Source organism: Methylobacterium sp. 13MFTsu3.1M2 (assembly GCF_900112625.1).
In the GTDB taxonomy this organism is placed as follows: Bacteria; Pseudomonadota; Alphaproteobacteria; order Rhizobiales; family Beijerinckiaceae; genus Methylobacterium.
The window spans coordinates 162,462-183,911 of sequence record NZ_FOMM01000007.1 but is presented as its reverse complement, the minus strand read 5'-3'; the positions used below and the strand labels follow the sequence as shown (position 1 = coordinate 183,911).

Below are 21,450 nucleotides of genomic sequence, written 5' to 3'. Positions count from 1 at the left end.
CCCTGGCGGGAACGCGCCGGGACCGCTACATGATGGGAGCGGGGCTGCAGAGTTCGTCAGGAGCACTATCCCCGGGGCCTTATCGACTCCCTCGGGAGCTGTCCCTGGCCTCGTCCCTGGACTTGGCCAACACGGCGCCCACCTACGCTGTAGGTTTCCCGGGATCGATCCTCCAACGGCTCACGTGGCTCCGCACCCGACCTCTCCCAGAACCGGCACCGAGGCTCCGGACGCCGCCCGCAAGGCGGAACTCCGCGCCGCGGCCCTCGCCGCCCGCGACGCCCTCGATCCCGCGACCCGGCAGGCGGCCTCGGCGGCGATCAGGAACGCGCTCCTCGCGCTGCCCGAGCTCGCCCAGGCCCGTCTCGTGGGCGCCTTCTGGCCGATCCGCAGCGAGGTCGATCCCCGGCCCGCCGCCGAGGGCCTGCGCGCCCGCGGGCAGGCCGTGGCCCTGCCGCACGTCACGCCGGACGGCCTGGTGTTCCGGGAATGGCGCGCCGGCGACGCCCTCGTCGCCGGCCGGTTCGGCCTCAGCGAGCCCGACCCATCGCTGCCGCCGGTGGAGCCCGACGCGCTGATCGTGCCGCTCGCGGCCTTCGACCGGACCGGGCAGCGCATCGGGTACGGCCGCGGCTACTACGACGGCGCGATCGCGCGCCTGTCCCGGACGAACCCCGTCCTGACCGTCGGCATCGGCTTCGCCGCCCAGGAGGTGGCGCGGGTGCCGGCCGAGCCTCACGACCGCCCCCTCCAGTTCGTGATCACCGAAGTCGGCGTGATCCGCTGCGACAGGACCGCCTGACCCATGCGCCTGCTCTTCCTCGGCGACGTCGTCGGGCGTTCGGGCCGCACCGTGGTGTGCGAGCACCTGCCGCGGCTCCGGGAGCGCTGGCGCCTCGACTGCGTGGTGGTCAACGGCGAGAACGCGGCCGGCGGCTTCGGCATCTCCGAGACGATCTGCGACGAGCTGATCCAGGCGGGCGCCGACGCGGTCACCCTCGGCAACCACAGTTTCGACCAGCGCGAGGCGATGGTGTTCATCGCCCGCCAGCCGCGCCTGGTGCGGCCGGCGAACTATCCGCCCGGCACCCCGGGCCGCGGCGCCACGGTCGTGGAGACCCAGGGCGGCGCCCGCGTCCTCGTGGTCAACGTGATGGGCCGGGTCTTCCTCGACGCGATGGACGACCCCTTCGCGGCGGTGGAGCGCGAGCTCACCGCCTGCCCCCTCGGCGCGGCGGCGGACGCGGTGATCGTCGACGTCCACGCCGAGGCGACGAGCGAGAAGCAGGCCTTCGGTCACTACCTCGACGGCCGGGCGAGCCTCGTCGTCGGGACGCACACGCACACGCCCACGGCGGATCACCGGATCCTGCCCGGCGGCACGGCCTACATGTCGGATGCGGGCATGTGCGGCGATTACGATTCGGTGATCGGCATGCAGAAGGACGAGCCGATCCGCCGCATGATCCAGAAGACGCCCGGCTCCCGCTGGGAGGTCGCCGTCGGCGAGGGCACGCTGTGCGGCATCGCGGTGGAGACGGACGCGCGCGGCCTCGCCACGCGGGTCGCGGCCCTCCGCCTTGGGCCGAATCTCGAGGAGACCGCGCCGCATTTCTGGGATTAGCGCCCTGTCCGGCCCGGTGGATGCCGGTTTGGCGTAAGGCGGTCGCGGGCCGCTAAGCCTTTTGTGCGGGACTGGTCTCGATCGGCCTGGGCATAGCTCCGCGATGACCTTCCCGAGACTTGATCGCGTGCGGGCCTACCCCCACAGTGCCCCCCGAGGGGCGCCGATGGCCGGCTGCCGCGTGGTGAGATCAGGCTAGAACGATCGATGGCCGCCCGAGAAACCGGCGACGACAAGAATGGGCCGCTGGCACAGCCCGGGATCTATCTCGGGCGGATGGTCATCTTCCTGATCCTTGTAGGCTTCCTGGCCTTCATTCTGTTCCGGCAGATCACGCCGGCCTTCCTGGCCAATCCCGGGCTCAACGGGCTCATCCTCGGTGTGCTGCTGATCGCCGTCCTGATCGCCTTCGGGCAGGTCGTCCGGCTGTTCCGCGAGACCGCCTACGTCAACGCCGTCGCGGGCGGCGCGCAGGTCAAGAAGCCGCCCGCCCTGCTGGCGCCGATGGCGCCGATGATCGCCGCGCGGGCCGGCGGAGCCACCCTGCCGGGGACGACCGGCTACCTCGACACGATCGCGGTGCGCCTCGACGAGGGCCGCGAGATCCTGCGCTACATCTCCGGCATCCTGATCCTGCTCGGCCTCCTCGGCACCTTCTGGGGCCTCATCGACACGCTGTCGGCGGTCGGCGGCGTCATCAAGGGCATGCGCGGCGGCGGCGATGCCGGCGTGATGTTCGACGAGCTGAAATCGGGCCTCGCGGTGCCCCTCTCCGGCATCGGTCTGGCCTTCTCGGCCTCGCTGTTCGGCCTCGCCTCGTCGCTGATCACCGGCTTCCTGGAACTGCAGGCGGGCCAGGCCCATGCCCGGTTCCACAACGAGTTGCAGGACTGGCTGATGTCCGGCGCGGCAGCCCCGGAGACGGCGCCGGTCGCGGCGGCGGCGACCGCGGCGCGGCCGGCCGCCGGCACGCAGGAGCTGAAGGAGGCGGTCGACCGCCTGAGCGCCCTGGTGGCCGAGGGCGGCGGCAGCCGCGCGGCGACCCAGGCGATGACCAACCTCGCCGAGGGCATCCAGGGGCTCGTCCAGCACATGCGCGCGGAGCAGCAGATGATCCGCGACTGGGTCGAGGCGCAGGCGAGCCGCGAGCGCGAGCTGAAGCAGGTGCTGGACCGGCTGGGCCGGGAGCGCGTCTAGTGGCCTCCACGGCGACCCGGACCCGGCGGACGCTCAACGTCTGGCCCGGCTACGTCGACGCGCTGGCCACGCTGCTGCTGTCGGTGGTCTTCCTGCTCACGGTCTTCGTGGTCGGGCAGTTCTTCCTGTCGCAGGAGCTGACCGGACGGGACGAGACCCTGGCCAGGCTCAACCGCCAGATCGCCGACCTCACCGACCTCCTCGCCCTGGAGCGGACGAACCGCCGCAACCAGGAGGAGGAGGCCCGCAATCTCCGCACGACGCTCGCCGGCGTCGAGGCCGAGCGCGACCGGGCCAAGGTGCAGGCCGAGGCCGCGACGGTCAGCCAGGGCGCGGCGGGCACCCTCGACAAGCAGCTGGAGACCGAGCGCGGCGCGACCCGGCGGGCGCAGTCCCAGATCGACCTGCTCAACGAGCAGATCAGCGCCATGCGCCGCCAGCTCGCAGCCCTGGAGGACGCCCTCGCGGCCTCCGAGAGCCGCGACAAGGAATCCCAGGCCCGGATCGCCGAGCTGGGCAGCCGGCTGAACGTCGCCCTCGCGCAGAAGGTCCAGGAGCTGGCCCGCTACCGGTCCGACTTCTTCGGCCGCCTCCGGCAGATCCTCGGCAACCGGCCCGACATCCGCGTGGTCGGCGACCGCTTCGTGCTGCAATCCGAGGTGCTGTTCCCAGCCGGCTCCGCGACCCTCAAGCCCGAGGCCGGGCCGGAGCTCGACCGCATCGCCGGCGCGGTCTCGGAACTCGCCAAGCAGATCCCGGCGGACCTGCCCTGGGTGCTCCGCGTCGACGGGCACACCGACGCGCGCCCGATCAGCACGTCGCAGTTCCCGTCGAACTGGTCGCTCTCGGCGGCGCGCGCCATCGCGGTGGTGCAGTTCCTCGCCGGCAAGGGGATCCCGCCGCAGCACCTCCTGGCGGGCGCCTTCGGCGAGTTCCAGCCCCTCGAAGCCGGGGCGACCGAGGAAGCCTACGCCCGCAACCGCCGGATCGAGATGAAGCTCACCGAGCGCTAGCGCTGTCGGACCGCCGCGGCGCCGCAGGGGATGTCGGCGCGCGGCCCGCGTCCGGTGACCAGTTTCGCGGCGATCTCGCTCCGCGTTCCGAGGTGCATGTGCCGATCAAGCCAGCATCCGATCGTCTTACGAGAGCTTCGAACACCAGAAGCCGGAAGAGATAGGCGGTAGTTGTTCCGGCGGGCGCCGATTTCTCCTGTGCGCGCCGCAGCTCTGCTGGATTAACGCATCGTTATCCTTGACATCCCATGGTGCGGCCGATCCAGGGAGACCGTATCGATGTCGAAGCTCAGCCTGTCCCTGAACGCGGTTCGGCCCGGAGCCGACAATCACCCCCGGCCGCACGTCGCCCTGCGGGACGAGGCCAGCGCGATCGCCGCGGCCGTGCGGGTCTTCGAGGACGGGCTGACGGACCTGCGCGCGGGCGTGCCGGCCGCGGACGACGCCGCGTCCGCCGCGGCGGCGGCCGACGCGGCGACCGGCCTCCTGGCCGGCATCGCCGGTCAGACCAGCCTGATGGCGCTCCGGGCCGCGATCGAGGCGGCCCGCGACGGCGGAGAGGGCCGGGGCTTCGCGGCCGCGGCCGCGGAGGTCAGGGACCTGGCCGGGCAGATGGTGCGAGCGACCGACACGATCGTGGCCCAGGTCGGCCAGATCCAGGCCGCGGCGGAGCGGGCACAGGATACCGCGACCCGGGGGCAGCGCCAGGCCGCGTCCGCGCACTGAGGCCGCGCACCCCGCACCGGCGATCCGTCGCGCGGACGGGCGCCGCCCCGGGCGGCTCCGGGCGCGGCCCGGCTACTCGGCGACCGGCAGGCGCTCGCCCCGGCTGCGGGGCTCCTTGCCCCGCGCCGTCTCGTCCAGCGCGTCGGTGAACTGCAGGTTCGCGAGCTGGGCGTAGAGCGCGCCCTGAGCCAGCAGGCTCTCGTGGGTTCCGGTCTCGACGATGCGGCCGTCGTCGAGGACCAGGATGCGGTCCGCGGCGCGGATCGTGGCGAGCCGGTGGGCGATCACCAGCGTGGTCCGGCCCTGCATCAGCGTGGCGAGGGCGGCCTGGACGGCGCGCTCGGACTCGGCGTCCAGGGCCGAGGTGGCCTCGTCGAGGAGCAGGATCGGCGCGTCCTTGAGGATCGCCCGGGCGATGGCGATGCGCTGCCGCTGGCCGCCCGAGAGGGTCACGCCGCGCTCGCCCACCTGGGTCGCGTAGCCCTGCGGCAGGGCCGAGACGAAGCCGTGCGCGTTGGCGAGTTCGGCCGCGCGCCGGACCTCCGCCTCGCCGGCCTCCGGGCGGCCGTAGCGGATGTTCTCGGTGACGGTGCCGGAGAACACGACGGGGTCCTGGGGCACCAGGGCGATGCGGGCGCGCAGGCGCTCGGGATCGACCTGGGCGATGTCGGCGCCGTCGACCAGGATCCGGCCGCCCTGCGGGTCGTAGAAGCGCAGCAGCAGCTGGAACACCGTCGACTTCCCAGCCCCGGAGGGCCCCACGATGGCGATGCGCTCGCCGGGCGCGGCCGCGAAGCTCAGCCCGCCGAGGGCGGCGTGTTCCGGGCGGGTGGGGTAGGCGAAGCGCACGTCCTCGAAGGCCACCGCGCCCCGCGCCGGCTCGGGCAGCGGGAGGGCCGGGGACGGCGCGCGGATCGCCGGCTCCGCGGCGAGGATCTCGGTGAGCCGCTCGGCCGCGCCGGCCGACATGGCGAGGTCGCCGTAGACCTCGGAGAGCTGCCCGAGGGCGCCGGCGCCGAACACGGCGTAGAGCACGAACTGCGAGAGCTCGCCGCCCGTCATCGTGTGGTTCAGGACGCCCTGGGCGCCGTACCACATCACCCCGACCACCGAGGCCGAGATCAGGAAGATCGCGACGCCGGTGAGCAGCGCGCGGGCCCGGATCGAGGCCTGGGCGGCGCCGTAGGCCTCCTCGGAGGCCGCCGCGAACCGGGCCGCCGTCGAGTCGGAGCGGCCGAAGGCCTGCATCGTCCGCACCGCCCCGACCGCCTCGGCGGCGTAGGCCGAGGCCTCGGCGAGCCGGTCCTGGGCCGCCCGGGAGCGCCGGCGCACGCCGCGGCCCGACACGATCAGCGGGAAGACGATGATCGGGATCGCGGCCAGCACCATCACCGACAGGCGCGGGCTCGTCACCACCATCATGGCGGTGGCGCCCACGAACAGGAACAGGTTGCGCAGCAGGATCGAGACCGAGACGCCGAAGGCCGACTTGATCTGCGTCGCGTCCGCGGTGAGCCGCGAGACGATCTCGCCGGACTGCGCCCGGTCGAAGAACGCCGGATCGAGCTGGGTCAGCCGCGCGAAGACGGCGCTGCGGAGGTCGGCGACGACCCGCTCGCCCAGCGTCACCACCGTGTAGACGCGGGCCGCGCTCGACAGCGCGAAGGCCGCGACGACCCCGAGCAGGGCGAGGAAATAGGCGTCGATCACGTTCGAGCCGTCGGCGGTGAAGCCGTGGTCGATGACCCGGCGCATGGCGATCGGGACGACCAGCGTCGAGGCCGACGCGCAGATGAGGGCGACGAGCCCCGCGGCGATCCGCGCGCGGTAGCGCAGCGCGAAGGGGAGGAGCGGCCGGAGGGCGCTCAGCGGGGCTCTGGGTCGGCCGGCCGCGGCCGCCTTGGTCTTACGGGCCATCACGCCTCACGTGTTGTCGTTCTCCCGGTCCGCGGCGCTTGTGACCGGGGAGCGGCTGCGGTATAGGCCGCCGCTCATCCGATTGCGTGTGTTCAATGGCCGCGGGCCGCCACCACGGTCGGCTTGGACGTGCCGTTGCCACGAACCCATGGTTCGGTGCAACCGGTGACATCTTCCGCATTCCGGGCCGGGCGGCGCCTCCTGCGCTTCCCGCCGGCGTGCCAGACAGGGACCAAGGTCATGGCGAAGGACGCGGCCGCGAAGGCCAAGGGGACCGAGCACCCCGATTACCACTTCATCAAGGTCGTGATGACGGACGGTACCGAGTACCAGACCCGTTCGACCTACGGGAAGGAGGGCGACACCCTCAATCTCGACATCGATCCGCTGACCCATCCGGCCTGGACCGGCGGTGAGCAGAAGATGCTCGACCGCGGCGGCCGCGTGTCGCGCTTCAACTCGCGCTTCGGCAACCTCGGCAAGCGCTGAGCGCCGCAGCCGTCACGGCGACGCTGTTCGAGACGGGCGGTCCCTGGCGGGGCCGCCCGTTTTCGTGCGCGGCGTCGCGCGGCCGCGCGCGTTATCCACAGGACGGGTTTGCGAAGATCGCTCGGACCTTGGCGCGAACCGCGCGTCCGGATGCGGGGACGGAAACGCTTCTTCTCGGTCGGGGCGCACCCGCGGCCTCCGCGGCCGGGTCCGGCCGCCGCCGGCGCATTCAAAGCGCGGCCGGGCCGTCGTATCCTTCCCCGGTCACCCGCGGTTCGCCGGAACGCCGCCGCGCGGGCGGCCCGCCTGTCCGGGGGCCGAGGCTCTCCGGACGCACTGCTAGGATCGAGATCCGATGAGACGTCTTCTGCTGCTGTTCCTCGCCCTGGTCGGTCTGGCCGTCGCGCCGGCCATGGCCGCGGACAAGATCAAGGTCGGCATCATGGGCGGGGATGCCGAAGTCCTCTGGGCGAAGGCCAAGGAGATCGCGGCCCGCGACGGGCTCGACATCAACCTGGTGGTGTTCTCCGACTACCTGCTGCCGAACGAGGCGCTCCAGTCCGGCGACCTCGACGCCAACGCCTTCCAGCACAAGCCGTTTCTCGCCAACCAGGTCAAGGCGCGCGGCTACAAGATCGTCCCCGTCGGCGAGACGATCGTGACGCCGATCGGCCTGTATTCGAAGCGAATCAAGGCTGTCGGCGACCTGAAGGACGGCGCGCAGATCGGCATCCCGAACGACCCGTCGAACGGCGGTCGGGCGCTCCTGCTGCTGCAGGCCGAGAAGCTGATCCGCCTGAAGGACGGGGTCGGCCTGCTGCCGACGGTCTTCGACGTCGTCGACAATCCCAAGCGCCTGAAGTTCCAGGAGGTCGACGCCGCGCAGCTGCCCCGCAGCCTCGAGGATCTCGACGCCGCGGTGATCAACACCAACTACGCCGTCGATGCCGGCCTGATCCCCGGCAAGGACTCCATCGCGATCGAGTCCAAGGTCGACAACCCCTACAACAACGTCATCGTGGTCCGCGAGGCGGACACGGGGAAGCCCTGGGTGCCGAAGCTGGTCCACGCGTTCCAGAACGACGCGATCCGCCAGATCCTGAAGGAGCAGTTCCCGGGCCAGTTCCCGGCGTTCTGAGCGTCGGGGCCGGAACGCCGGCCTCGCGCGGCGGCGCTCTCCGGAGCGTCGCCCGGCCCCCGCTCAGCCCTCGCTCATGCGGAAGGCCATCCGCAGCAGGCCCTGCTGCGCGGCGACGGGGCTCTCCACCGGCTGGGGCGTCGGCCGGTCCTCGGCGATCAGCGCGTCGAGGTGCAGGATGCGGCTGTGCAGGCGCCGGGCCCGGAGGATCAGCTGCTGCAGGCGCATCGGCAGCAGGTTGAAATCCTGCTGCTTCGGCGGCTCGGCGGTGCCGAGCTTGACCCGGTGCTTCTCTAGGAGGGCCTCGGCCGGGGTCATCTCGCCCTCGGCGACGGCGCGCTGCACCAGGAGCCACGAGGCGATCTGCATCAGCAGCGTGGTCAGGCGCATGCTCTCGGCCGCGTAGCTGAGCGTCGCGTCCCGGGACACGAGGCGCGACTCGTCGCGGCCCTCGCCGTCGAGATAGGCGGCCGTCTCCTCGACCAGTGTCATCCCGTCGCGGAACAGCGCCTTGAAGGCTTCCGAGTTGACGTAGGACCTGCCGAAATCGACCCAGTCCTGATCGTCCCGGAACGTGACATCGAAGCCGTTCATCTGCCTCTCCTGTGCCGTCCGACGGCCCGGCTCGTTCCGATCCGGGACGCTCCGTCCGTGGCTTTCGGACGACGCCGCAATCCTAGCGCCGATTGGCCCGGACAGCAGGGTTCATGTTTTTTTAACCTTAACCCGCCGCCCGGGATCTGGAGAAGTGCCGCGGATGGCGGCACCCGCGCTCAGAACGAGGCGCGGATACCGCCGAAGACGCTGCGGCCGCTCCCGGGATAGAAGGCGGCCAGCGTGGCCGGGCCGCCCGCCGTCGCGGCGGCGTTCGCCACCACGGCGATGTCCGAGACGTAGCGGGCGTTCGTGAGGTTGCGGGCATCCACGAACAGGGCGACGCCGTCGGCGAGATCGAGGCCGGCCTCGACGCCGAGCAGGGCGTAGCCGGGCACCCGCAGGGTGTTGGCGTGATCGGCGAAGGCGCCCTGTGGCACCCAGTCGAGCGACGGCGCGACGTGGAAGCCGCGCGGGTGCCGGTAGCTCAGGACGGTGCGCAGCACGTCGGCCGGGATCCCGGCGATGCGGTTGTTGCCGAAGACCGGGTCGCCGACGAACCGGAAGTCGTTGTGGGTCCAGATCTGGGTCACGCTAAGCCCGTCGCCCGCCGCCGCGAGGTCGCGGGCGAGGTCCAGGGTGAGCGCCGCCTCGACGCCCTGGTGGACGGAGCGGGGGGTGTTGAAGGTGGCGGCCGGGATGTTGAGGCCGGGATTGGTCGCGAAGTTGATCAGCTCGTCGCGCAGGTCCGACCGGTAGAGCGTCACGTCGAAGGCGAGGCGGTCGACGCGGCCGCGGGCGCCGGCCTCGTAGGTCCAGGCGCGCTGCGCCCGCAGGGGCACGAAGGTGGTGCTCAGCAGGTTCTGCTGCACGAGGTCGGAGAAGTCCGGCACGTCCCGGGACCGGACGACGTCGCCGAAGATCTGGATGTCGGGCCGCGGCTGCCACAGCAGGCCGACCTTCGGGTTGACGCCCGCGTAGGTCACGTCGGCGAAGCGCGGGTTCGGGTTGCCCGGCAGCCCGCCCTTGTCGCTGAAGGTCCGGTTCGACGAGAACGCCTTCGCGCCGGTCATCAGCGCCACGTCCGGCAGGAACCAGAAGCGGTTCTCGCCGTAGGCCTCGAGGCTCGAGGCGCTCTGGAGGGCGTTGAGCGTCTGCGCCCCCCGCTGCCCGCGGACGTTGACGAATTGCAGCGCGGAGTTCTGGCCCGCGAAGGCGCGCAGGCCCAGCACCACGTCGTCGCGGAAGCCGCCGAGATCGAAGGTCCCGGCCCAGTGCGGGCTGATCCCGTAGGTCCAGCCGTCCTGGTCGATCGCCTGGAAGATCGGGTGGTACAGGCTCTTGTGGATCGCCCAGGTGTCGACGTCGAGCTTGCCCACGTCGAGCAGGAACGAGGTGCGGTTCGCGATCCGCTCCGTCTCGACCTTGCGGGACTGGTTGCCGGTGATCGCCGTGGGGTTGGCCAGCGTCGGGGTCGAGAGGCTCTGGCCGAGAGTCAGGGTGCCCGGCAGCTTCTGATCGGTGAGGTAGGTGCCGAGATAGAAGCGGGTCTCGATGTCGGGCGCGATCCGGTAGCCGATATTGGCGTTGAAGTTCTTCGTGGCCTGGGCCTCGTGGGCGCGGAACCCGTCGGAATTGGTCAGCGTCGCGTTGACCAGCCCGTCGAGCGGCCCGTCGATGCGGGACATCTGCGCCTGCTCGCGGATCGTGCCGAAGCTGCCGCCGTCGACCCGCAGGATGTTGGGCGCCAGCGCGGTGTAGGCCGTGGGCGTGACGGCGTTGACGGCGCCGCCGAGCGTCGTCGCCCCGAAGGTCAGGGCGTTGCCGCCCTTGTAGACCGCCACCGAGCGCAGGGCGAGCGGGTCGACCTGATAGAAGTCGCCGCTCCCGTCCGCGAGGTTGAGCGGGATCCCGTCCTGCAGCAGCTCGAGCCCGCGCAGGTGGAAGGCGCGGGCGATGCCGGAGCCGCGGACCGACAGGCGCAGCTCCTGCCCGTAGCGCTCCTGCACGTAGACGCCGGGCACGTCCTTGAGCACGTCGCGGAGCGTGTTGGTGTAGCGGTCCTGGAGCGCCGCGGCGTCGACGAAGGCCACGGAGCCGACGGTCCCCGCGAGGGCGGCCCTCTGGCGGTCGACGCTCGGCACCGAGAGCGAGCCGCGGGTCTCGTCCGACGGCGCGTCCGTCGCGGCGGCGCCGACGACGCTGAGTTCGGACAGGGTGACCGAGGCGGCGGACGGTGCCTGGGCCGCGGCTGGCGTCGCGCAGGTGAACAGCAGGAGCGCGGCGCGGCGGCCGGCCCGGAACTGGCGGGGCATGGGGCGGGATCCGTGTCTGGCGATCGGGAAGGCGGGGCGATCGGTCAGACGACGGGCGGGGCGCGGGCTCCGAGGCCGGGACGCGGGGGCGCCCGCGGGAGGGCGACGCGCCGCGGCCGGGGGGCGGCGGCCGCGACGGGTCGGGCGACCGGGACGGCGGCGACGGTCGACGGCGCGGGCAGGGTGGCGGGGCCGGCCGCGTGGCAGGCGACGCAGCAATCCCCGCGATGAGGGGCCGGCAGCTGTTTGCCGGCCGGTGCCGGATCGGTCGGGCCGCCGTCGGCGAGGCAGAGGACGTGGTCCGGCCCCGCGGCGGCGGCGGAGGCCAGGCCGCCGAGGACGCCCTGGAGCGCCAGGGCGTAGAGGGCGAGGAGCGCCACGATCCGGGCGAGCGCGCGCGCCGGCCGCGCAAGGGCGACCCGAGGGTCCGCGCGGCCGCGACGGCCGGGCGCCGCGGCGGCCCGGCCTCGTGGATCTGCTCGCGTCACGGCTGTCGCCCGGCGGCCGAAGCTCGGTCCCGGGCGGCTAGTGCTGGTGCTGGTGCTGGCCGCCCGGTGCGCCCGCGCCGATCGGCGCCACCGTGAAGGTCACCGGCACGGCGCCGGCGCGCTGGAAGGTGAGCGTCCCCGCGACGGTCTCGCCCGCCTTCGGCGCGCCGGTCAGGTCCTCGAACATGAGGTGATAGCCGCCGGGCTTCAGCTCCACGGTCTCGCCGGGCTTGATGGTCAGGCCGTTCGTGACCGGCGCCATCTTCATGACGCCGCCCTCCATCGACATGGAGTGGATGTCGCTGCTCTTGGCGAACGGCACCGTGGCGCCCGTGAGCGTGTCCGGCGCGCTCCCCGTGTTGGTGATGCGCACGTACCCGCCGGCGACCTTGGCGCCGTTCGGCGTGGCGCGCAGCCACGGCGTCTCGATCGTCAGGTCACCGGCCTTCACGGTCGTCGCGGCCGCGGCCGTCCCCGCGGCCGGCGCGCCGCCCGCCTGAGCGACCTGGACGATCCGGAAGGACGGCGCGACCGCCTTCAGGTCGTGGGCGTCCTGACCGGCCTTGGGGATCTCCGACCAGGAATAGCTGCCCTCCGCGCAATCCTGCTGGACCGGGACGTAGACGGTCGCGCCGGGCTCGAAGGTGCCGGCGACCTGCGCCAGGAAGGTGAACTCGTCGACCTGATCGTCCGGAAGGGAGCCGCCGCTCCACGTGATCGATGTCACGCCCTCTGCGGCCGTGCCGTGATGGGTCGCGTAGGTCTTGGCGTAGGGGCCGCGCGTCGTCGCGAGGGTCCAGCCGGGTTTCGGCATCGGCTTGGCGCCGATCAGGCCCTCCGGGATGGTGACGCTCACGCGGGTCGTCGGCTTGCCGTTGCAGCCGTGCATGATCTGGACGACGCCGCGATACGAGGCGCCGGGGGCTGCCTGCTTGCGTTCCAGCACCGCGTGGGCCTGCGCCGCGGAGGCGAGCAGTGCGAGGCCGAGGGCGGCCGAGACAAGGGTCTTCATGGGAATACATCCGTCCTGAGGGATCCGAGAGGTGGTGATCGCTCAGGCGGTCGGCGGCCCCCTCGGGGACGCGATGGTGCCGGGCGGCGCGCGGGCGCCGACGCTCCGGTTGAGGGGCCAGGCCGGCCGCAGGTCCGCGGTCGCGACCCATCGGAGACCGACGGATGAGGGGCGCGGCGGGAGCGCCGGGCCGGTGGACTGGGCCGCCGTGCAGCAATCGCCGTGGTCGTGGGGGACGGGCGCGCCCGGTGGAGCGGACGCGTCGGCATGCTGCGCGCAGAGGCCGTCGGTCGCCGCCGGCACCGGCATCAGGCCGCCGAGAAAGGCCTGGAGCAGCAGGGCGTAGAGCGCCAGCAGGGCGACGACGGCCCGCAGGGCCGGCCCGACACGTCGATCCGAAAGGGCCTCGCCCGAATCCATGCTGCTCCCGCGCGCCGTCCGAACCGGACCGCTATGGCATCCCTGCCACACCGGCGCGGCGATGGCTGTTGCCAGGGTGCCGCAGAGGGACGCCGCGTGCGCTGGCGCACGGCGATGCCACATTCCGGCCCCTTCGATAGGGAGTCTTAACGCCATCCCGACACCGTGGCGCCCGAGACAATCCGCTCCCGTCACGACCTGACGAACCCCGGACCAGAGCCAGCGACCGATGCGCAAGAAGGCACAAAACCGGTTCCCCGCGATCCTCGGCGTCGCCGCCCTCGGCGCGCTCGGCATCGGCGGCGCCCAAGCCCGCGATCAGGGCAACTATGCCCAGGCCGAGTGGGCGCAGGACTACGCCTCACCCGCCGGCATGCAGGTGCAGCGCGAGACGGTGCCGATCCTCTCGCCCCAGACCGTGACGTCCACCGAGCAGATGGTGGAGCGCTACAAGGACATCGTCGCCCGCGGTGGCTGGCGGCAGGTTTCCGGCGCCGACCACCTGCGGATCGGCTCGCGCGGCCCGGCCGTGGCGGCCATCCGCCAGCGCCTGATCGTCACCGGCGACCTCGATCCGGCCGCGGGCGGCTCGGGCGTGTACGATTCGTACGTCGCCGCGGGCGTGAAGCGGTTCCAGGCCCGGCACGGCCTCAGCCAGACCGGCGCGATGACGATGGCCACCCAGCAGGCCATGAACGTGCCCGCCGACGTGCGCCTGCGCCAGCTCGAGATCAACGTCGTGCGCCTGCGCTCCTACTCGGGCGATCTCGGCCGGCGCTTCGTGATCACCAACATCCCGGCCGCGCTCGTCGAGACGGTCGAGAACGGTCAGGTCGTCACGCTCCACGCCGCCGGCGTGGGCAAGATCGACCGCCAGTCGCCGATCATGAATACCAAGGCGACGCAGATCAATTTCAACCCGACCTGGACGGTCCCGGCTTCCATCGTGAAGAAGGACCTGATCCCGAAGATGCAGAAGGATCCGAACTACCTCACGGACAACAAGATCCGGATCCTGTCGAACGGCTCTGAGGTCTCGCCGAAGTCGGTGAACTGGTTCTCGGACGAGGGCACCCGCTACACCTACCGGCAGGATTCGGGCGCCGACTTCAACTCGATGGGCATCGTCCGCATCAACATCCCGAATCCCTACGGCGTGTTCATGCACGACACGAACACCAAGGGCGTGTTCGGCGACGATTTCCGCTTCATCTCCTCGGGCTGCGTGCGCGTGCAGAACGTGCGCGAGTACATCACGTGGCTGCTGAAGGACACGCCCGGCTGGGACCGACAGAAGGTCGAGGAGGCGATCGAGAGCGGCAAGCGCATCGACGCCAACATCTCCCAGCCGGTGCCGGTCTACTGGACCTACATCACCGCCTGGTCGACCCCGGACGGCATCGTCCAGTTCCGCGACGACATCTACAAGCGTGACGGCGTGAACGTGCCCTCGACCATCGGCGCGCCGACCCCGGTCGCCAGCGCCGAGCCGATGCCGCAGACCTTCGAGCCCGGCGACGAGGAGTAGTCGGACCCGCGGGCGCCGGCCGCTCCCGGCGACGCCCGCCCGTCGAACCCGATCCGAGGCCCGCACCTCTGCCGAGGCGCGGGCCTCGCGCGTTCGGGGCCGCGCCTGTCATCCGGAGGTCAAACGCGTCTGATTGGCCGCGCAGGCAGCGTCCCGGATGCCGGTTGCCGGCCTCCCGCGGGACGCCGCGCCGCGAAGCCGTGCAGGAGCCATCGATGTCGCGCGACACCCAGCCCGGAGGCCTGACCCGCCGGAGCACCATGGCGGGCGCCGCCGCCCTCGGCCTCGTCGCGGGCCGGGCCGGCGCGCAGGAAGCCGCCGAGGCCACCGAGGCCGCCGAGGCCACCGGGATCGTCTCCGCGCGCGACGCGGCCGGCGGGGAGCCGGTCCCGCTGCCGGGCGTGCTGGTGTCCAACGGTCGCGAGATCGCGCGGACCGACGAGCGGGGCCGATACCGCCTGCCGATGCCGGGCGACGGCGCGGTCTTCGTCATCAAGCCGCCGGGCTACGCCCTGCCGCGCGACGCCGACAACGTGCCGCGCCACTCCTACATCCACCAGCCCGGGGGCACGCCCGCCGAGCTGGGCCTGCGCTATCGCGGCCTCGCGCCCACCGGGCCGCTCCCGGCCTCGATCGACTTCACCCTGACCCGGGCGGACGAGCCGGACGACTTCGACGTCGTGCTGTTCACCGATCCCCAGCCCGAGAGCCGGTTCGAACTCGACCACGTGCGCGACACCGCGGTCACCCGCGCCATGGCGATCCCGGCCGCCTTCGGCCTGACCACAGGCGACGTGCTGTTCGACGATCTCTCGCTCTACGGCCGGTCCAACCGGATCGTCGGGCGGATCGGCCTGCCCTGGTACAGCCTGCCGGGCAACCACGACCTCAACATGCAGGCGCCGGACGCGCGCTACAGCCGCGAGACCTGGAAGCGGGTGTTCGGCGCGCCGACCTGCGCGTTCCGGCACGGCCGGGCGTGGTTCGTGATGCTCGACAACGTCGAGTGGCTCGGGCCGCCGGTGCCGGTGGGCGCCAACACCTACCGGGGCCGAATCGGCGACCGCGGCCTGGCCTTCCTGCGCAACCTCCTGGCCGAGATCCCGCGGGACGACCTGATCGTGCTGGCTATGCATATCCCCCTGCACACCGAGACCGGCCCCGAAGAGCCCCGCACCCACACCACGGACCGCGCCGCGCTCCTCGACCTGCTCGCCGGCCGCAAGGTGCTGAGCCTCGCCGGCCACACCCACACGACCGAGCACCACTACCTCGCCGACGGGCACCACCATCACGTGCTCACCGCCGTCTCGGGCTCGTGGTGGAGCGGTCCCGACACCCGCACGGGCATCCCCTCGGCCGACAGCCGCGACGGCACGCCGAACGGGTTCCACGTCCTGTCGATCCGCGGCGCCGACTACACGACGCGCTACGTCGCCGCGCAGGGGCAGCCGGACGAGACCATGCGGATCCTGTTCGAGAGCGAGCTGCGGGCCGGCGCGCCCGAGGTGGTGCGCTTGACCCGGCCGGTACAGGGGCTGCGGCCGCCGGTGCCGCAGGACGCGCTCGCCGACACGACTCTGGTGGTGAACGTGTTCGACGGCGGCCCGCGCACGCGCCTCGCGTTCCGGGTCGGGGACGCACCGCCCCGGCCGATGGCGCGCACCCGCCGCCCCGACCCGTTCGTCACCGAGCTCTACGAGCGCTACCCGGAGACGAAGAAGAGCTGGGTAAAGGCGGTGCCCTCGACCCATATCTGGACGGCGCGGCTCCCGGACGACCTCGCCCCCGGCGCCCACCGGGTGACCGTGGAGGGCGCGGACGAGTACGGCCGCCCGATCCGCGGCTGCACGGTGCTGGAAGTCACCGGCGAGCGCGGCCGCGGCTGAGCACGGGCGCCGGTCGTCCGGCGCCCGCGCGGGTCACGCCGCCAGCTGGCGGGCGCCGTGGCCGCCCTCTTGGATCTCCTCGACGATCTTCGCGCAGAAGGCGTCGAGGTCGCCCGGGTTGCGGCTCGTGACGATGCCGTGGTCGGTCACGACGTCCTTGTCGTGCCAGCGGCCGCCGGCATTGATCACGTCGGTCCGGATCGAGCTGAACGAGGTCAGGTCGCGGCCCTTGGCCGCGCCGGTCTCGATCAGCAGCCACGGGGCGTGGCAGATCGCGGCCACGACCTTGCCGGACGTCAGGAAGCTCCTGATCAGGGCGAGGGCCTGGGGCTCGAGCCGGAGCTTGTCCGGGTTGATCTGGCCGCCCGGGAGGACGAGGGCGTCGTAGGATGCCGGGTCGACCTGCTCCAGGTCGGTGTCGACCGCGACCTCCCGGCCCCAGTCGGTCTTGTCCCAGCCGCGGATCGTGCCCTTGCTCTGGCGCGATTGCGGGGCGGCGACGGTCACCGCGGCGCCGGCCTCGGCCAGCTTGGCCTGCGGGACGGTCAGCTCGCTCTCCTCGAAACCGTCGGTGGCGAGGATCAGGATCTTGGCGTGGCGGATGTCGGGCATGGCGGGTCTCCGGTTCGGGGATCTGCCCGGCTAACCGAGGGTCGTCCGGCCCGTTCCCGCGGCCCTCCGCCGCCCGGCCGCGTCCGGGAGCGGACCCCGGACCGGTGATCGGAACCCCCGGGGAAGGCGGCCCGTTGGTCCCCATCCCAACCATCAGGAGTCGCGTCATGGCCAATCCCGGCCTTCCCGAGCCCACGCCCGGCGACCTGCCGCCGCCCCCGCCGACGCCCGAAGAGGAGCCCGATATCGGCCCGACCGGCCCGCGCACGCCCTATCCGGTGAACGATCCGGGGATCGGCGAACCCGGCGGTCCGGGCTCCGAGCCGGACATCTTCCCCGGCACGCCGACGGATCCCGGGACGCGCATGTGACGGCGCCCGCGACGGCCGAGCGCCCGGCCGTCAGTGACCGCCGTGCGAGGTCCGCACGTCGCGCGGGGCATTGAGGATCTCGGAGAGGCTCGTCACGACGTGGCGGGCCTCTTCGTCCGTCAGGCGGAGCTGGAACGGCGGCAGGGCGCCGGCCTGCAGGGCGACCACCGCCTGGCCCTCGTCGTCGGTACCGACCTCGATGGCCGACGACGTCACGTCGAGCATGGCGACCTCCTCGTCGCCCATCTCGTCGGCCATGTCGGGCTCGTCCGTATCGTCGATCGCCGTAAGGAGTTGCCCGACGGCGCGCACCAGCGCCCGGGCGGCGCGGGCATCCATCACCACCGCCGTCGCCTGATCGTCCTTCTGGAAGGAGAGCTGGATGTTCGCACCGTCCAGCGAGACCGAGATGCCTGCCATGTATCGTCCAGAGCCACGCGCCTTAACTGCTTGAGCGCATTCCGTATATGCATCGTGAATGCCCGGAATCACAGGGGGCGGTGCCGCTCGGCCCCCTCCCGATCCCGGCCTGCGACGCAGATGATACGCCGCCCATGCCTTGTTGCGGCCGCAGCCTGCGCCTAAATACGTCCTCGGGGGGCTTATCCACCGAGGCTGACGCTGTTCAAGGTTCAGCGACTCGCGCCCCGCCGCACTGGCCAAATCCAGAAAGACCGTGGTGCATCACGCGGCCCTCGTGCCGCGCGGATGGCCTATGGACGAACGAGGTACACTACGTGAATACCGGCACTGTGAAGTGGTTCAATGAGACCAAGGGCTACGGTTTCATCCAGCCCGACGATGGCGGCAAGGACGTGTTCGTCCACATCTCGGCCGTCGAGCGCGCCGGGATGCGCAACCTGATCGAAGGCCAGCGGATCGCTTACGAGATCCTCACGGACAAGCGCAGCGGCAAGGACGCCGCCGGCAACCTGCAGGCGGCCTGACCGTCGCGGGTTCCGAGGCGCCTCCCGCGCCCTCAATGCGCCGAAGTGTGCAACTGAGGATTGCGGGTGGCGCATGAAGCGGCCGCCAGACGCGGTTCCCCCTTCCGACGCTGCCTGCCCGGGCGAGACTGCCCGGGTTCCGGTCGCGTCGGAGGCAATATCCCAGAAACGACGCCGGGCGCAGCCAACGTCCGGTCCAGAAAAGAAAAGACAGTGATGTTATTCGAGTATACACGGCGCCGCGGCGTCCGTTCCCCCGTCACCGATGCCCCGACCTTCCGGGTCGGCAAGCTGGCGCGGGCCAAGACCGCGGACCAGACCGGGGCCGATCTCAGCGACCTGATCGACCGGTCCTACAACTACCACTCCCCGCGTGAACTGCACTGGCATCTCGCCGAGCGTCTCGGGCTCGCGCCCGCCGCGGTGAAGATCCGCGAGACCGCGACGGCCTGAGGTCGCTCGCCGCGGACACGCGGGGCCTCGGCCTCAGCGGTCCCAGGCGGCGAGAACCGGGTCGCGCAGGCCCACCGGCGCGGCGAGCAACTCGCCGTGCACCGGGTCGGCGCGATTGTACGGCGTCGCAGCCCCGGAGAAATCGCAGACCACCCCGCCCGCCTCGCGCAGAACGAGGTCGGCGGCGGCCAGGTCCCAGTCGCGGGCATTCCCGGAGATCATCCCGATATCGACCGTCCCGTCCGCCACGCGGGCGAGCCTCAGGGCGAGGGACGGGATCCGCGCGATCACTTCGAAATCCGGGTCCGCTCCGGCGCCCCGGGCCAGGCGGTCGAGCATCGGCTTCGGGCCGGTGACGCGGGCGCCGGGCAGGCTCTGCCTGGTATCGACGCGGATCGGTTCGCCGTTCCGCGTCGCGCCGCGCCCGCGCACGGCCTCGTAATCCGCGTCGCCCACCGGCGCGTGGACGAAGCCGATCAGCGGCTCGCCGCCCGACAGGAGCGCCACCGCGATCGACCAGTCCGGATGGCCCGACAGGAACGCCCGCGTCCCGTCGATCGGATCGACGATCCACACGAGGTCGTGGCCGAGGCGCGCCGGGTCGTCGGCGGTCTCCTCCGACAGCCATGCCGCCCGCGGCACGAGGGCGCTCAGACGCACCTTCAGGAAGGCATCGACCGCCACGTCCGCCTCGGTCACCGGCGAGCCGCCGGCCTTCGACCAGATGCGGGCCGAAGTCTGCCCGCCGAGCCTGAAGAACGGCCGCGCGATGTCGGCGGCCTCGCGCATCACGGCGCGCAACTCCGGCATCAGGGCGGATACGGCATCGTCGGTGAGAGGCTCTGGCATCGCGCTCCGCGTGGAATCCGTGCGGCCCGCGAGGGCCCCGCCGGCCCGCCCGTCCGGCGGGCGGACGTCCGGGCCCGCTTGGGCTCACCCGGTCGGGCTGAGAAGACCCGGCGCGGAGGATCGCGCGCCGGGTCGCCCCGTTGTACGGCGGCGCCCGCAGCGCCACAAGGATGCTGGTTGATCGATCGATAACGACCGATCTGCGCAAGGAAATGTTGAGCATTCAAGGAAGCATTGAGCATTCCGCAAATGACAGCGCTGTCCAGATTCGCTTAACGACGGCTCTTAAGCGGTGCGGAGGAGTTCGGGTGCGATTTTGCTTGGCATAACGGACGGCCCGACAGGGGTCGCCACTTGCTCCAGGGACTCGGACCGATGAACACTTCCCCGGCCACGGACAAAAGCCACGCAGGACACCCGATGCACGGTGCCGACACCGCGCCCCGCTTCGTCGCTTCGCCGCTGCCGGTGATCGGCCGCGCCCCCGGCGCGCGCCGGGCCGTCGGGATCGCGCTCGCCTACGCCACCGAGGACGCGGAGATCGTGGGCGCCGACCGGTTCAGCCTGATCCTCGTCGACGCCGAAGGCGACGTGCTGCAGCGCCTCGGCAGCTTTGAGGAGGACGACGTGGTCGCGTTGTGGCGCGACATCGCGGCGCGGGCGGGCCTCGTGCGGATGATCGTCCGGGAGGACGGCCTCCTCGTCCCGGTCTCCCAGCAGATCGGCCGGCTGATTCTCGGTCAGGTCTGCATCCGTCGCCGCCACGCCGGCCTCGGCCGCCGTCGCCCGCGCTTCCTGGCCCGCCGCAAGACCGGCCGGCTCCCCGCGCGCCCGCAGATCTTCCGCGGCGAGAACGAGATCATCGCCCGCACCTGAGGGCGCCGACGGCCCCTAGAACATGTTGCGCAGCAGCGCGTCGGCGGTGAGGCCGACGAACAGGATCAGGCCCGCATCCCGGTTCGACCGGAACAGCGTGAGAGCCCCGCGCCCGTCGCGCTCGCGCAGCGACAGGACCTGCCAGGCGAGGTGCCCGGCGAAGGCGGCGACCCCCAGATACCCGACGAGCCCCGCTCCGGCCCCGCGCGCGGCCAGCACCACGAACAGAGCGGCCAGCGCGTAGCAGAGCCCGACGGCGAGCCGCACGTGCCGGCCGAACAGGCGGGCCGAGGAGCGGATCCCCGCGATCTCGTCGTCCTCGATATCCTGCACCGCGTAGATCGTGTCGTAGCCGATTACCCAGCACAGGGCGCCCGCGTAGAGCAGGAGCGCCGGCGGATCGAGGCGGGCGAACACCGCGGCCCAGCCCATCAGAGCCCCCCAGGCGAAGGCCAGTCCCAGGATCGCCTGCGGCAACGGCATGACCCGTTTCATGAACGGGTAGATCGCCACCGGCAGCAGCGAGCAGAGACCGATGATCACCGCCTCCGCGTTGAATTGCAGCAGGACGGCCAACCCGATCAGGGCCTGGATCACCAGGAACAGGGCGGCGTGGCGCGGCCGCACTTGGCCCGAGGGCAGGGGGCGCAGGCGCGTGCGCTCGACCTGCGCGTCGAGGTCGCGGTCGGCGATGTCGTTGTAGGTCGAGCCCGCCCCGCGCATCGCCACGGCGCCGATCAGGAAGAGCAGGCAGTGCCAGGGGTCGGGAAAGGCCTGGTCCGCGGCGATCGCCGCCAGGGCGGCCGACCACCAGCAGGGCAGGAGGAGGAGCCACCAGCCGATCGGCCGGTCGATCCGGGCCAGGCGCAGGTACGGGCGCCAGGGCCGGGGCGCCCGCCGGTCGACCCAGTGCCCGGAGACCGCGTCGGCCGGTCGCCCGTCGTCAAACACCGTGCCGTTCATCGGTCGGATCTCCGGTCGTCCCGCACGTG

The 21,450-nt window shown here is 72.1% G+C and carries 23 protein-coding genes and 1 other RNA gene; 14 read left to right on the top strand and 10 right to left on the bottom strand.

Annotation, left to right across the window (positions count from 1 at the left end):
• Window positions 1-38 precede the first annotated feature (38 nt).
• From ssrS to BM314_RS31255, 6 genes are all read left to right on the top strand, one after another.
• Window positions 39-195, top strand: a non-coding RNA gene (ssrS, locus tag BM314_RS07975) — 6S RNA.
• Window positions 185-802, top strand: coding sequence for a 5-formyltetrahydrofolate cyclo-ligase (locus BM314_RS07970; RefSeq protein ID WP_091977769.1), 618 nt, complete (start codon window positions 185-187; stop codon window positions 800-802). Before ssrS ends, BM314_RS07970 begins: the two co-directional genes overlap by 11 nt.
• Window positions 803-805: 3 nt before the next feature.
• Entirely contained in the window at window positions 806-1,624 is an 819-nt protein-coding gene (locus BM314_RS07965; RefSeq protein ID WP_012322254.1) for a TIGR00282 family metallophosphoesterase, read from the top strand.
• Window positions 1,625-1,831: 207 nt separating this feature from the next.
• Window positions 1,832-2,821, top strand: a complete 990-nt coding sequence (locus BM314_RS07960) for a MotA/TolQ/ExbB proton channel family protein (protein ID WP_020090687.1) — start codon at window positions 1,832-1,834, stop codon at window positions 2,819-2,821.
• Window positions 2,821-3,834: a peptidoglycan -binding protein gene (locus tag BM314_RS07955; RefSeq protein ID WP_020090686.1), complete on the top strand. Its 1,014-nt coding sequence runs from the start codon at window positions 2,821-2,823 to the stop codon at window positions 3,832-3,834. The genes BM314_RS07960 and BM314_RS07955 overlap by 1 nt, the downstream gene beginning before the upstream one ends.
• A gap of 279 nt (window positions 3,835-4,113) precedes the next feature.
• Window positions 4,114-4,560, top strand: a complete 447-nt coding sequence (locus BM314_RS31255) for a methyl-accepting chemotaxis protein (RefSeq protein WP_091977768.1) — start codon at window positions 4,114-4,116, stop codon at window positions 4,558-4,560.
• 72 nt (window positions 4,561-4,632) lie between these two features.
• Here the strand turns inward: BM314_RS31255 and BM314_RS07945 are convergent, their stop codons facing one another.
• Entirely contained in the window at window positions 4,633-6,477 is a 1,845-nt protein-coding gene (locus BM314_RS07945; protein ID WP_020090684.1) for an ABC transporter transmembrane domain-containing protein, read from the bottom strand.
• Between the two features lie 240 nt (window positions 6,478-6,717).
• Here BM314_RS07945 and rpmE point away from each other — a divergent pair, with 240 nt between their 5' ends.
• The gene (rpmE, locus tag BM314_RS07940; RefSeq protein ID WP_012322259.1) at window positions 6,718-6,966 is read left to right on the top strand and encodes a 50S ribosomal protein L31; all 249 of its coding nucleotides are present in this window, start codon (window positions 6,718-6,720) and stop codon (window positions 6,964-6,966) included.
• Between the two features lie 355 nt (window positions 6,967-7,321).
• Entirely contained in the window at window positions 7,322-8,104 is a 783-nt protein-coding gene (locus tag BM314_RS07935; protein WP_091977767.1) for a MetQ/NlpA family ABC transporter substrate-binding protein, read from the top strand.
• A 63-nt stretch (window positions 8,105-8,167) separates the two neighbouring features.
• Here the strand turns inward: BM314_RS07935 and BM314_RS07930 are convergent, their stop codons facing one another.
• From BM314_RS07930 to BM314_RS07910, 5 genes are all read right to left on the bottom strand, one after another.
• A complete protein-coding gene (locus BM314_RS07930) occupies window positions 8,168-8,698 on the bottom strand; it encodes a protease adaptor protein RcdA (RefSeq protein WP_020090682.1) in 531 nt (176 codons plus the stop codon).
• Window positions 8,699-8,877: 179 nt separating this feature from the next.
• Window positions 8,878-11,013, bottom strand: a complete 2,136-nt coding sequence (locus tag BM314_RS07925; protein WP_091977766.1) for a TonB-dependent receptor family protein — start codon at window positions 11,011-11,013, stop codon at window positions 8,878-8,880.
• A gap of 44 nt (window positions 11,014-11,057) precedes the next feature.
• Window positions 11,058-11,393 (bottom strand): hypothetical protein, encoded by a 336-nt coding sequence (locus BM314_RS07920; RefSeq protein ID WP_244539884.1) that lies wholly within the window; start codon window positions 11,391-11,393, stop codon window positions 11,058-11,060.
• 145 nt (window positions 11,394-11,538) lie between these two features.
• Window positions 11,539-12,513: a copper chaperone PCu(A)C domain-containing protein gene (locus BM314_RS07915; RefSeq protein ID WP_091977765.1), complete on the bottom strand. Its 975-nt coding sequence runs from the start codon at window positions 12,511-12,513 to the stop codon at window positions 11,539-11,541.
• Window positions 12,514-12,555: 42 nt separating this feature from the next.
• On the bottom strand, window positions 12,556-12,933 hold the full coding sequence (locus BM314_RS07910; protein ID WP_091977764.1) for a hypothetical protein: 378 nt from the start codon (window positions 12,931-12,933) through the stop codon (window positions 12,556-12,558).
• 229 nt (window positions 12,934-13,162) lie between these two features.
• Here BM314_RS07910 and BM314_RS07905 point away from each other — a divergent pair, with 229 nt between their 5' ends.
• Both BM314_RS07905 and BM314_RS07900 read left to right on the top strand, forming a co-directional pair.
• A complete protein-coding gene (locus tag BM314_RS07905) occupies window positions 13,163-14,461 on the top strand; it encodes a L,D-transpeptidase family protein (protein WP_020090677.1) in 1,299 nt (432 codons plus the stop codon).
• Between the two features lie 215 nt (window positions 14,462-14,676).
• Window positions 14,677-16,350, top strand: a complete 1,674-nt coding sequence (locus BM314_RS07900) for a calcineurin-like phosphoesterase C-terminal domain-containing protein (protein ID WP_091977763.1) — start codon at window positions 14,677-14,679, stop codon at window positions 16,348-16,350.
• Between the two features lie 33 nt (window positions 16,351-16,383).
• Here the strand turns inward: BM314_RS07900 and BM314_RS07895 are convergent, their stop codons facing one another.
• Window positions 16,384-16,962, bottom strand: coding sequence for a type 1 glutamine amidotransferase domain-containing protein (locus BM314_RS07895; protein WP_091977762.1), 579 nt, complete (start codon window positions 16,960-16,962; stop codon window positions 16,384-16,386).
• Window positions 16,963-17,129: 167 nt separating this feature from the next.
• Here BM314_RS07895 and BM314_RS07890 point away from each other — a divergent pair, with 167 nt between their 5' ends.
• On the top strand, window positions 17,130-17,333 hold the full coding sequence (locus BM314_RS07890; RefSeq protein ID WP_012322267.1) for a hypothetical protein: 204 nt from the start codon (window positions 17,130-17,132) through the stop codon (window positions 17,331-17,333).
• 30 nt (window positions 17,334-17,363) lie between these two features.
• On the opposite strand, the gene BM314_RS07885 is transcribed toward BM314_RS07890, so the two are convergent.
• Window positions 17,364-17,753, bottom strand: coding sequence for a hypothetical protein (locus BM314_RS07885; protein WP_020090673.1), 390 nt, complete (start codon window positions 17,751-17,753; stop codon window positions 17,364-17,366).
• Window positions 17,754-18,070: 317 nt separating this feature from the next.
• Here BM314_RS07885 and BM314_RS07880 point away from each other — a divergent pair, with 317 nt between their 5' ends.
• Both BM314_RS07880 and BM314_RS07875 read left to right on the top strand, forming a co-directional pair.
• On the top strand, window positions 18,071-18,280 hold the full coding sequence (locus BM314_RS07880) for a cold-shock protein (protein ID WP_012322269.1): 210 nt from the start codon (window positions 18,071-18,073) through the stop codon (window positions 18,278-18,280).
• A 216-nt stretch (window positions 18,281-18,496) separates the two neighbouring features.
• Window positions 18,497-18,733, top strand: a complete 237-nt coding sequence (locus BM314_RS07875; RefSeq protein WP_091679178.1) for an AsnC family transcriptional regulator — start codon at window positions 18,497-18,499, stop codon at window positions 18,731-18,733.
• A gap of 33 nt (window positions 18,734-18,766) precedes the next feature.
• On the opposite strand, the gene BM314_RS07870 is transcribed toward BM314_RS07875, so the two are convergent.
• Entirely contained in the window at window positions 18,767-19,582 is an 816-nt protein-coding gene (locus tag BM314_RS07870) for an inositol monophosphatase family protein (RefSeq protein WP_056531692.1), read from the bottom strand.
• Window positions 19,583-20,002: 420 nt separating this feature from the next.
• On the opposite strand from BM314_RS07870, the gene BM314_RS07865 reads away from it, so the two are divergent.
• Window positions 20,003-20,458 carry a DUF6101 family protein gene (locus BM314_RS07865; protein WP_091977761.1) on the top strand — a complete coding sequence of 152 codons (456 nt, stop codon included), beginning with the start codon at window positions 20,003-20,005 and terminating at the stop codon, window positions 20,456-20,458.
• Window positions 20,459-20,473: 15 nt separating this feature from the next.
• Here BM314_RS07865 and ubiA read toward each other — a convergent pair whose 3' ends face one another.
• The gene (gene ubiA, locus BM314_RS07860; protein WP_091977760.1) at window positions 20,474-21,421 is read right to left on the bottom strand and encodes a 4-hydroxybenzoate octaprenyltransferase; all 948 of its coding nucleotides are present in this window, start codon (window positions 21,419-21,421) and stop codon (window positions 20,474-20,476) included.
• Window positions 21,422-21,450 lie beyond the last annotated feature (29 nt).

Bases quoted from the DNA above. Each gene is read 5' to 3' on its own strand.
- BM314_RS07935 (WP_091977767.1), top strand. From the start codon at position 7,322: ATGAGACGTCTTCTGCTGCTGTTCCTCGCCCTGGTCGGTCTGGCCGTC.
- BM314_RS07965 (WP_012322254.1), top strand. From the start codon at position 806: ATGCGCCTGCTCTTCCTCGGCGACGTCGTCGGGCGTTCGGGCCGCACC.
- BM314_RS07910 (WP_091977764.1), bottom strand. From the start codon at position 12,933: ATGGATTCGGGCGAGGCCCTTTCGGATCGACGTGTCGGGCCGGCCCTG.
- BM314_RS07900 (WP_091977763.1), top strand. From the start codon at position 14,677: ATGTCGCGCGACACCCAGCCCGGAGGCCTGACCCGCCGGAGCACCATG.
- BM314_RS07905 (WP_020090677.1), top strand. From the start codon at position 13,163: ATGCGCAAGAAGGCACAAAACCGGTTCCCCGCGATCCTCGGCGTCGCC.
- rpmE (WP_012322259.1), top strand. From the start codon at position 6,718: ATGGCGAAGGACGCGGCCGCGAAGGCCAAGGGGACCGAGCACCCCGAT.
- BM314_RS07960 (WP_020090687.1), top strand. From the start codon at position 1,832: ATGGCCGCCCGAGAAACCGGCGACGACAAGAATGGGCCGCTGGCACAG.
- BM314_RS31255 (WP_091977768.1), top strand. From the start codon at position 4,114: ATGTCGAAGCTCAGCCTGTCCCTGAACGCGGTTCGGCCCGGAGCCGAC.
- BM314_RS07930 (WP_020090682.1), bottom strand. From the start codon at position 8,698: ATGAACGGCTTCGATGTCACGTTCCGGGACGATCAGGACTGGGTCGAT.
- BM314_RS07890 (WP_012322267.1), top strand. From the start codon at position 17,130: ATGGCCAATCCCGGCCTTCCCGAGCCCACGCCCGGCGACCTGCCGCCG.
- BM314_RS07895 (WP_091977762.1), bottom strand. From the start codon at position 16,962: ATGCCCGACATCCGCCACGCCAAGATCCTGATCCTCGCCACCGACGGT.
- BM314_RS07915 (WP_091977765.1), bottom strand. From the start codon at position 12,513: ATGAAGACCCTTGTCTCGGCCGCCCTCGGCCTCGCACTGCTCGCCTCC.
- BM314_RS07925 (WP_091977766.1), bottom strand. From the start codon at position 11,013: ATGCCCCGCCAGTTCCGGGCCGGCCGCCGCGCCGCGCTCCTGCTGTTC.
- BM314_RS07870 (WP_056531692.1), bottom strand. From the start codon at position 19,582: ATGCCAGAGCCTCTCACCGACGATGCCGTATCCGCCCTGATGCCGGAG.
- BM314_RS07865 (WP_091977761.1), top strand. From the start codon at position 20,003: ATGCACGGTGCCGACACCGCGCCCCGCTTCGTCGCTTCGCCGCTGCCG.
- BM314_RS07875 (WP_091679178.1), top strand. From the start codon at position 18,497: ATGTTATTCGAGTATACACGGCGCCGCGGCGTCCGTTCCCCCGTCACC.
- BM314_RS07885 (WP_020090673.1), bottom strand. From the start codon at position 17,753: ATGGCAGGCATCTCGGTCTCGCTGGACGGTGCGAACATCCAGCTCTCC.
- ubiA (WP_091977760.1), bottom strand. From the start codon at position 21,421: ATGAACGGCACGGTGTTTGACGACGGGCGACCGGCCGACGCGGTCTCC.
- BM314_RS07945 (WP_020090684.1), bottom strand. From the start codon at position 6,477: ATGGCCCGTAAGACCAAGGCGGCCGCGGCCGGCCGACCCAGAGCCCCG.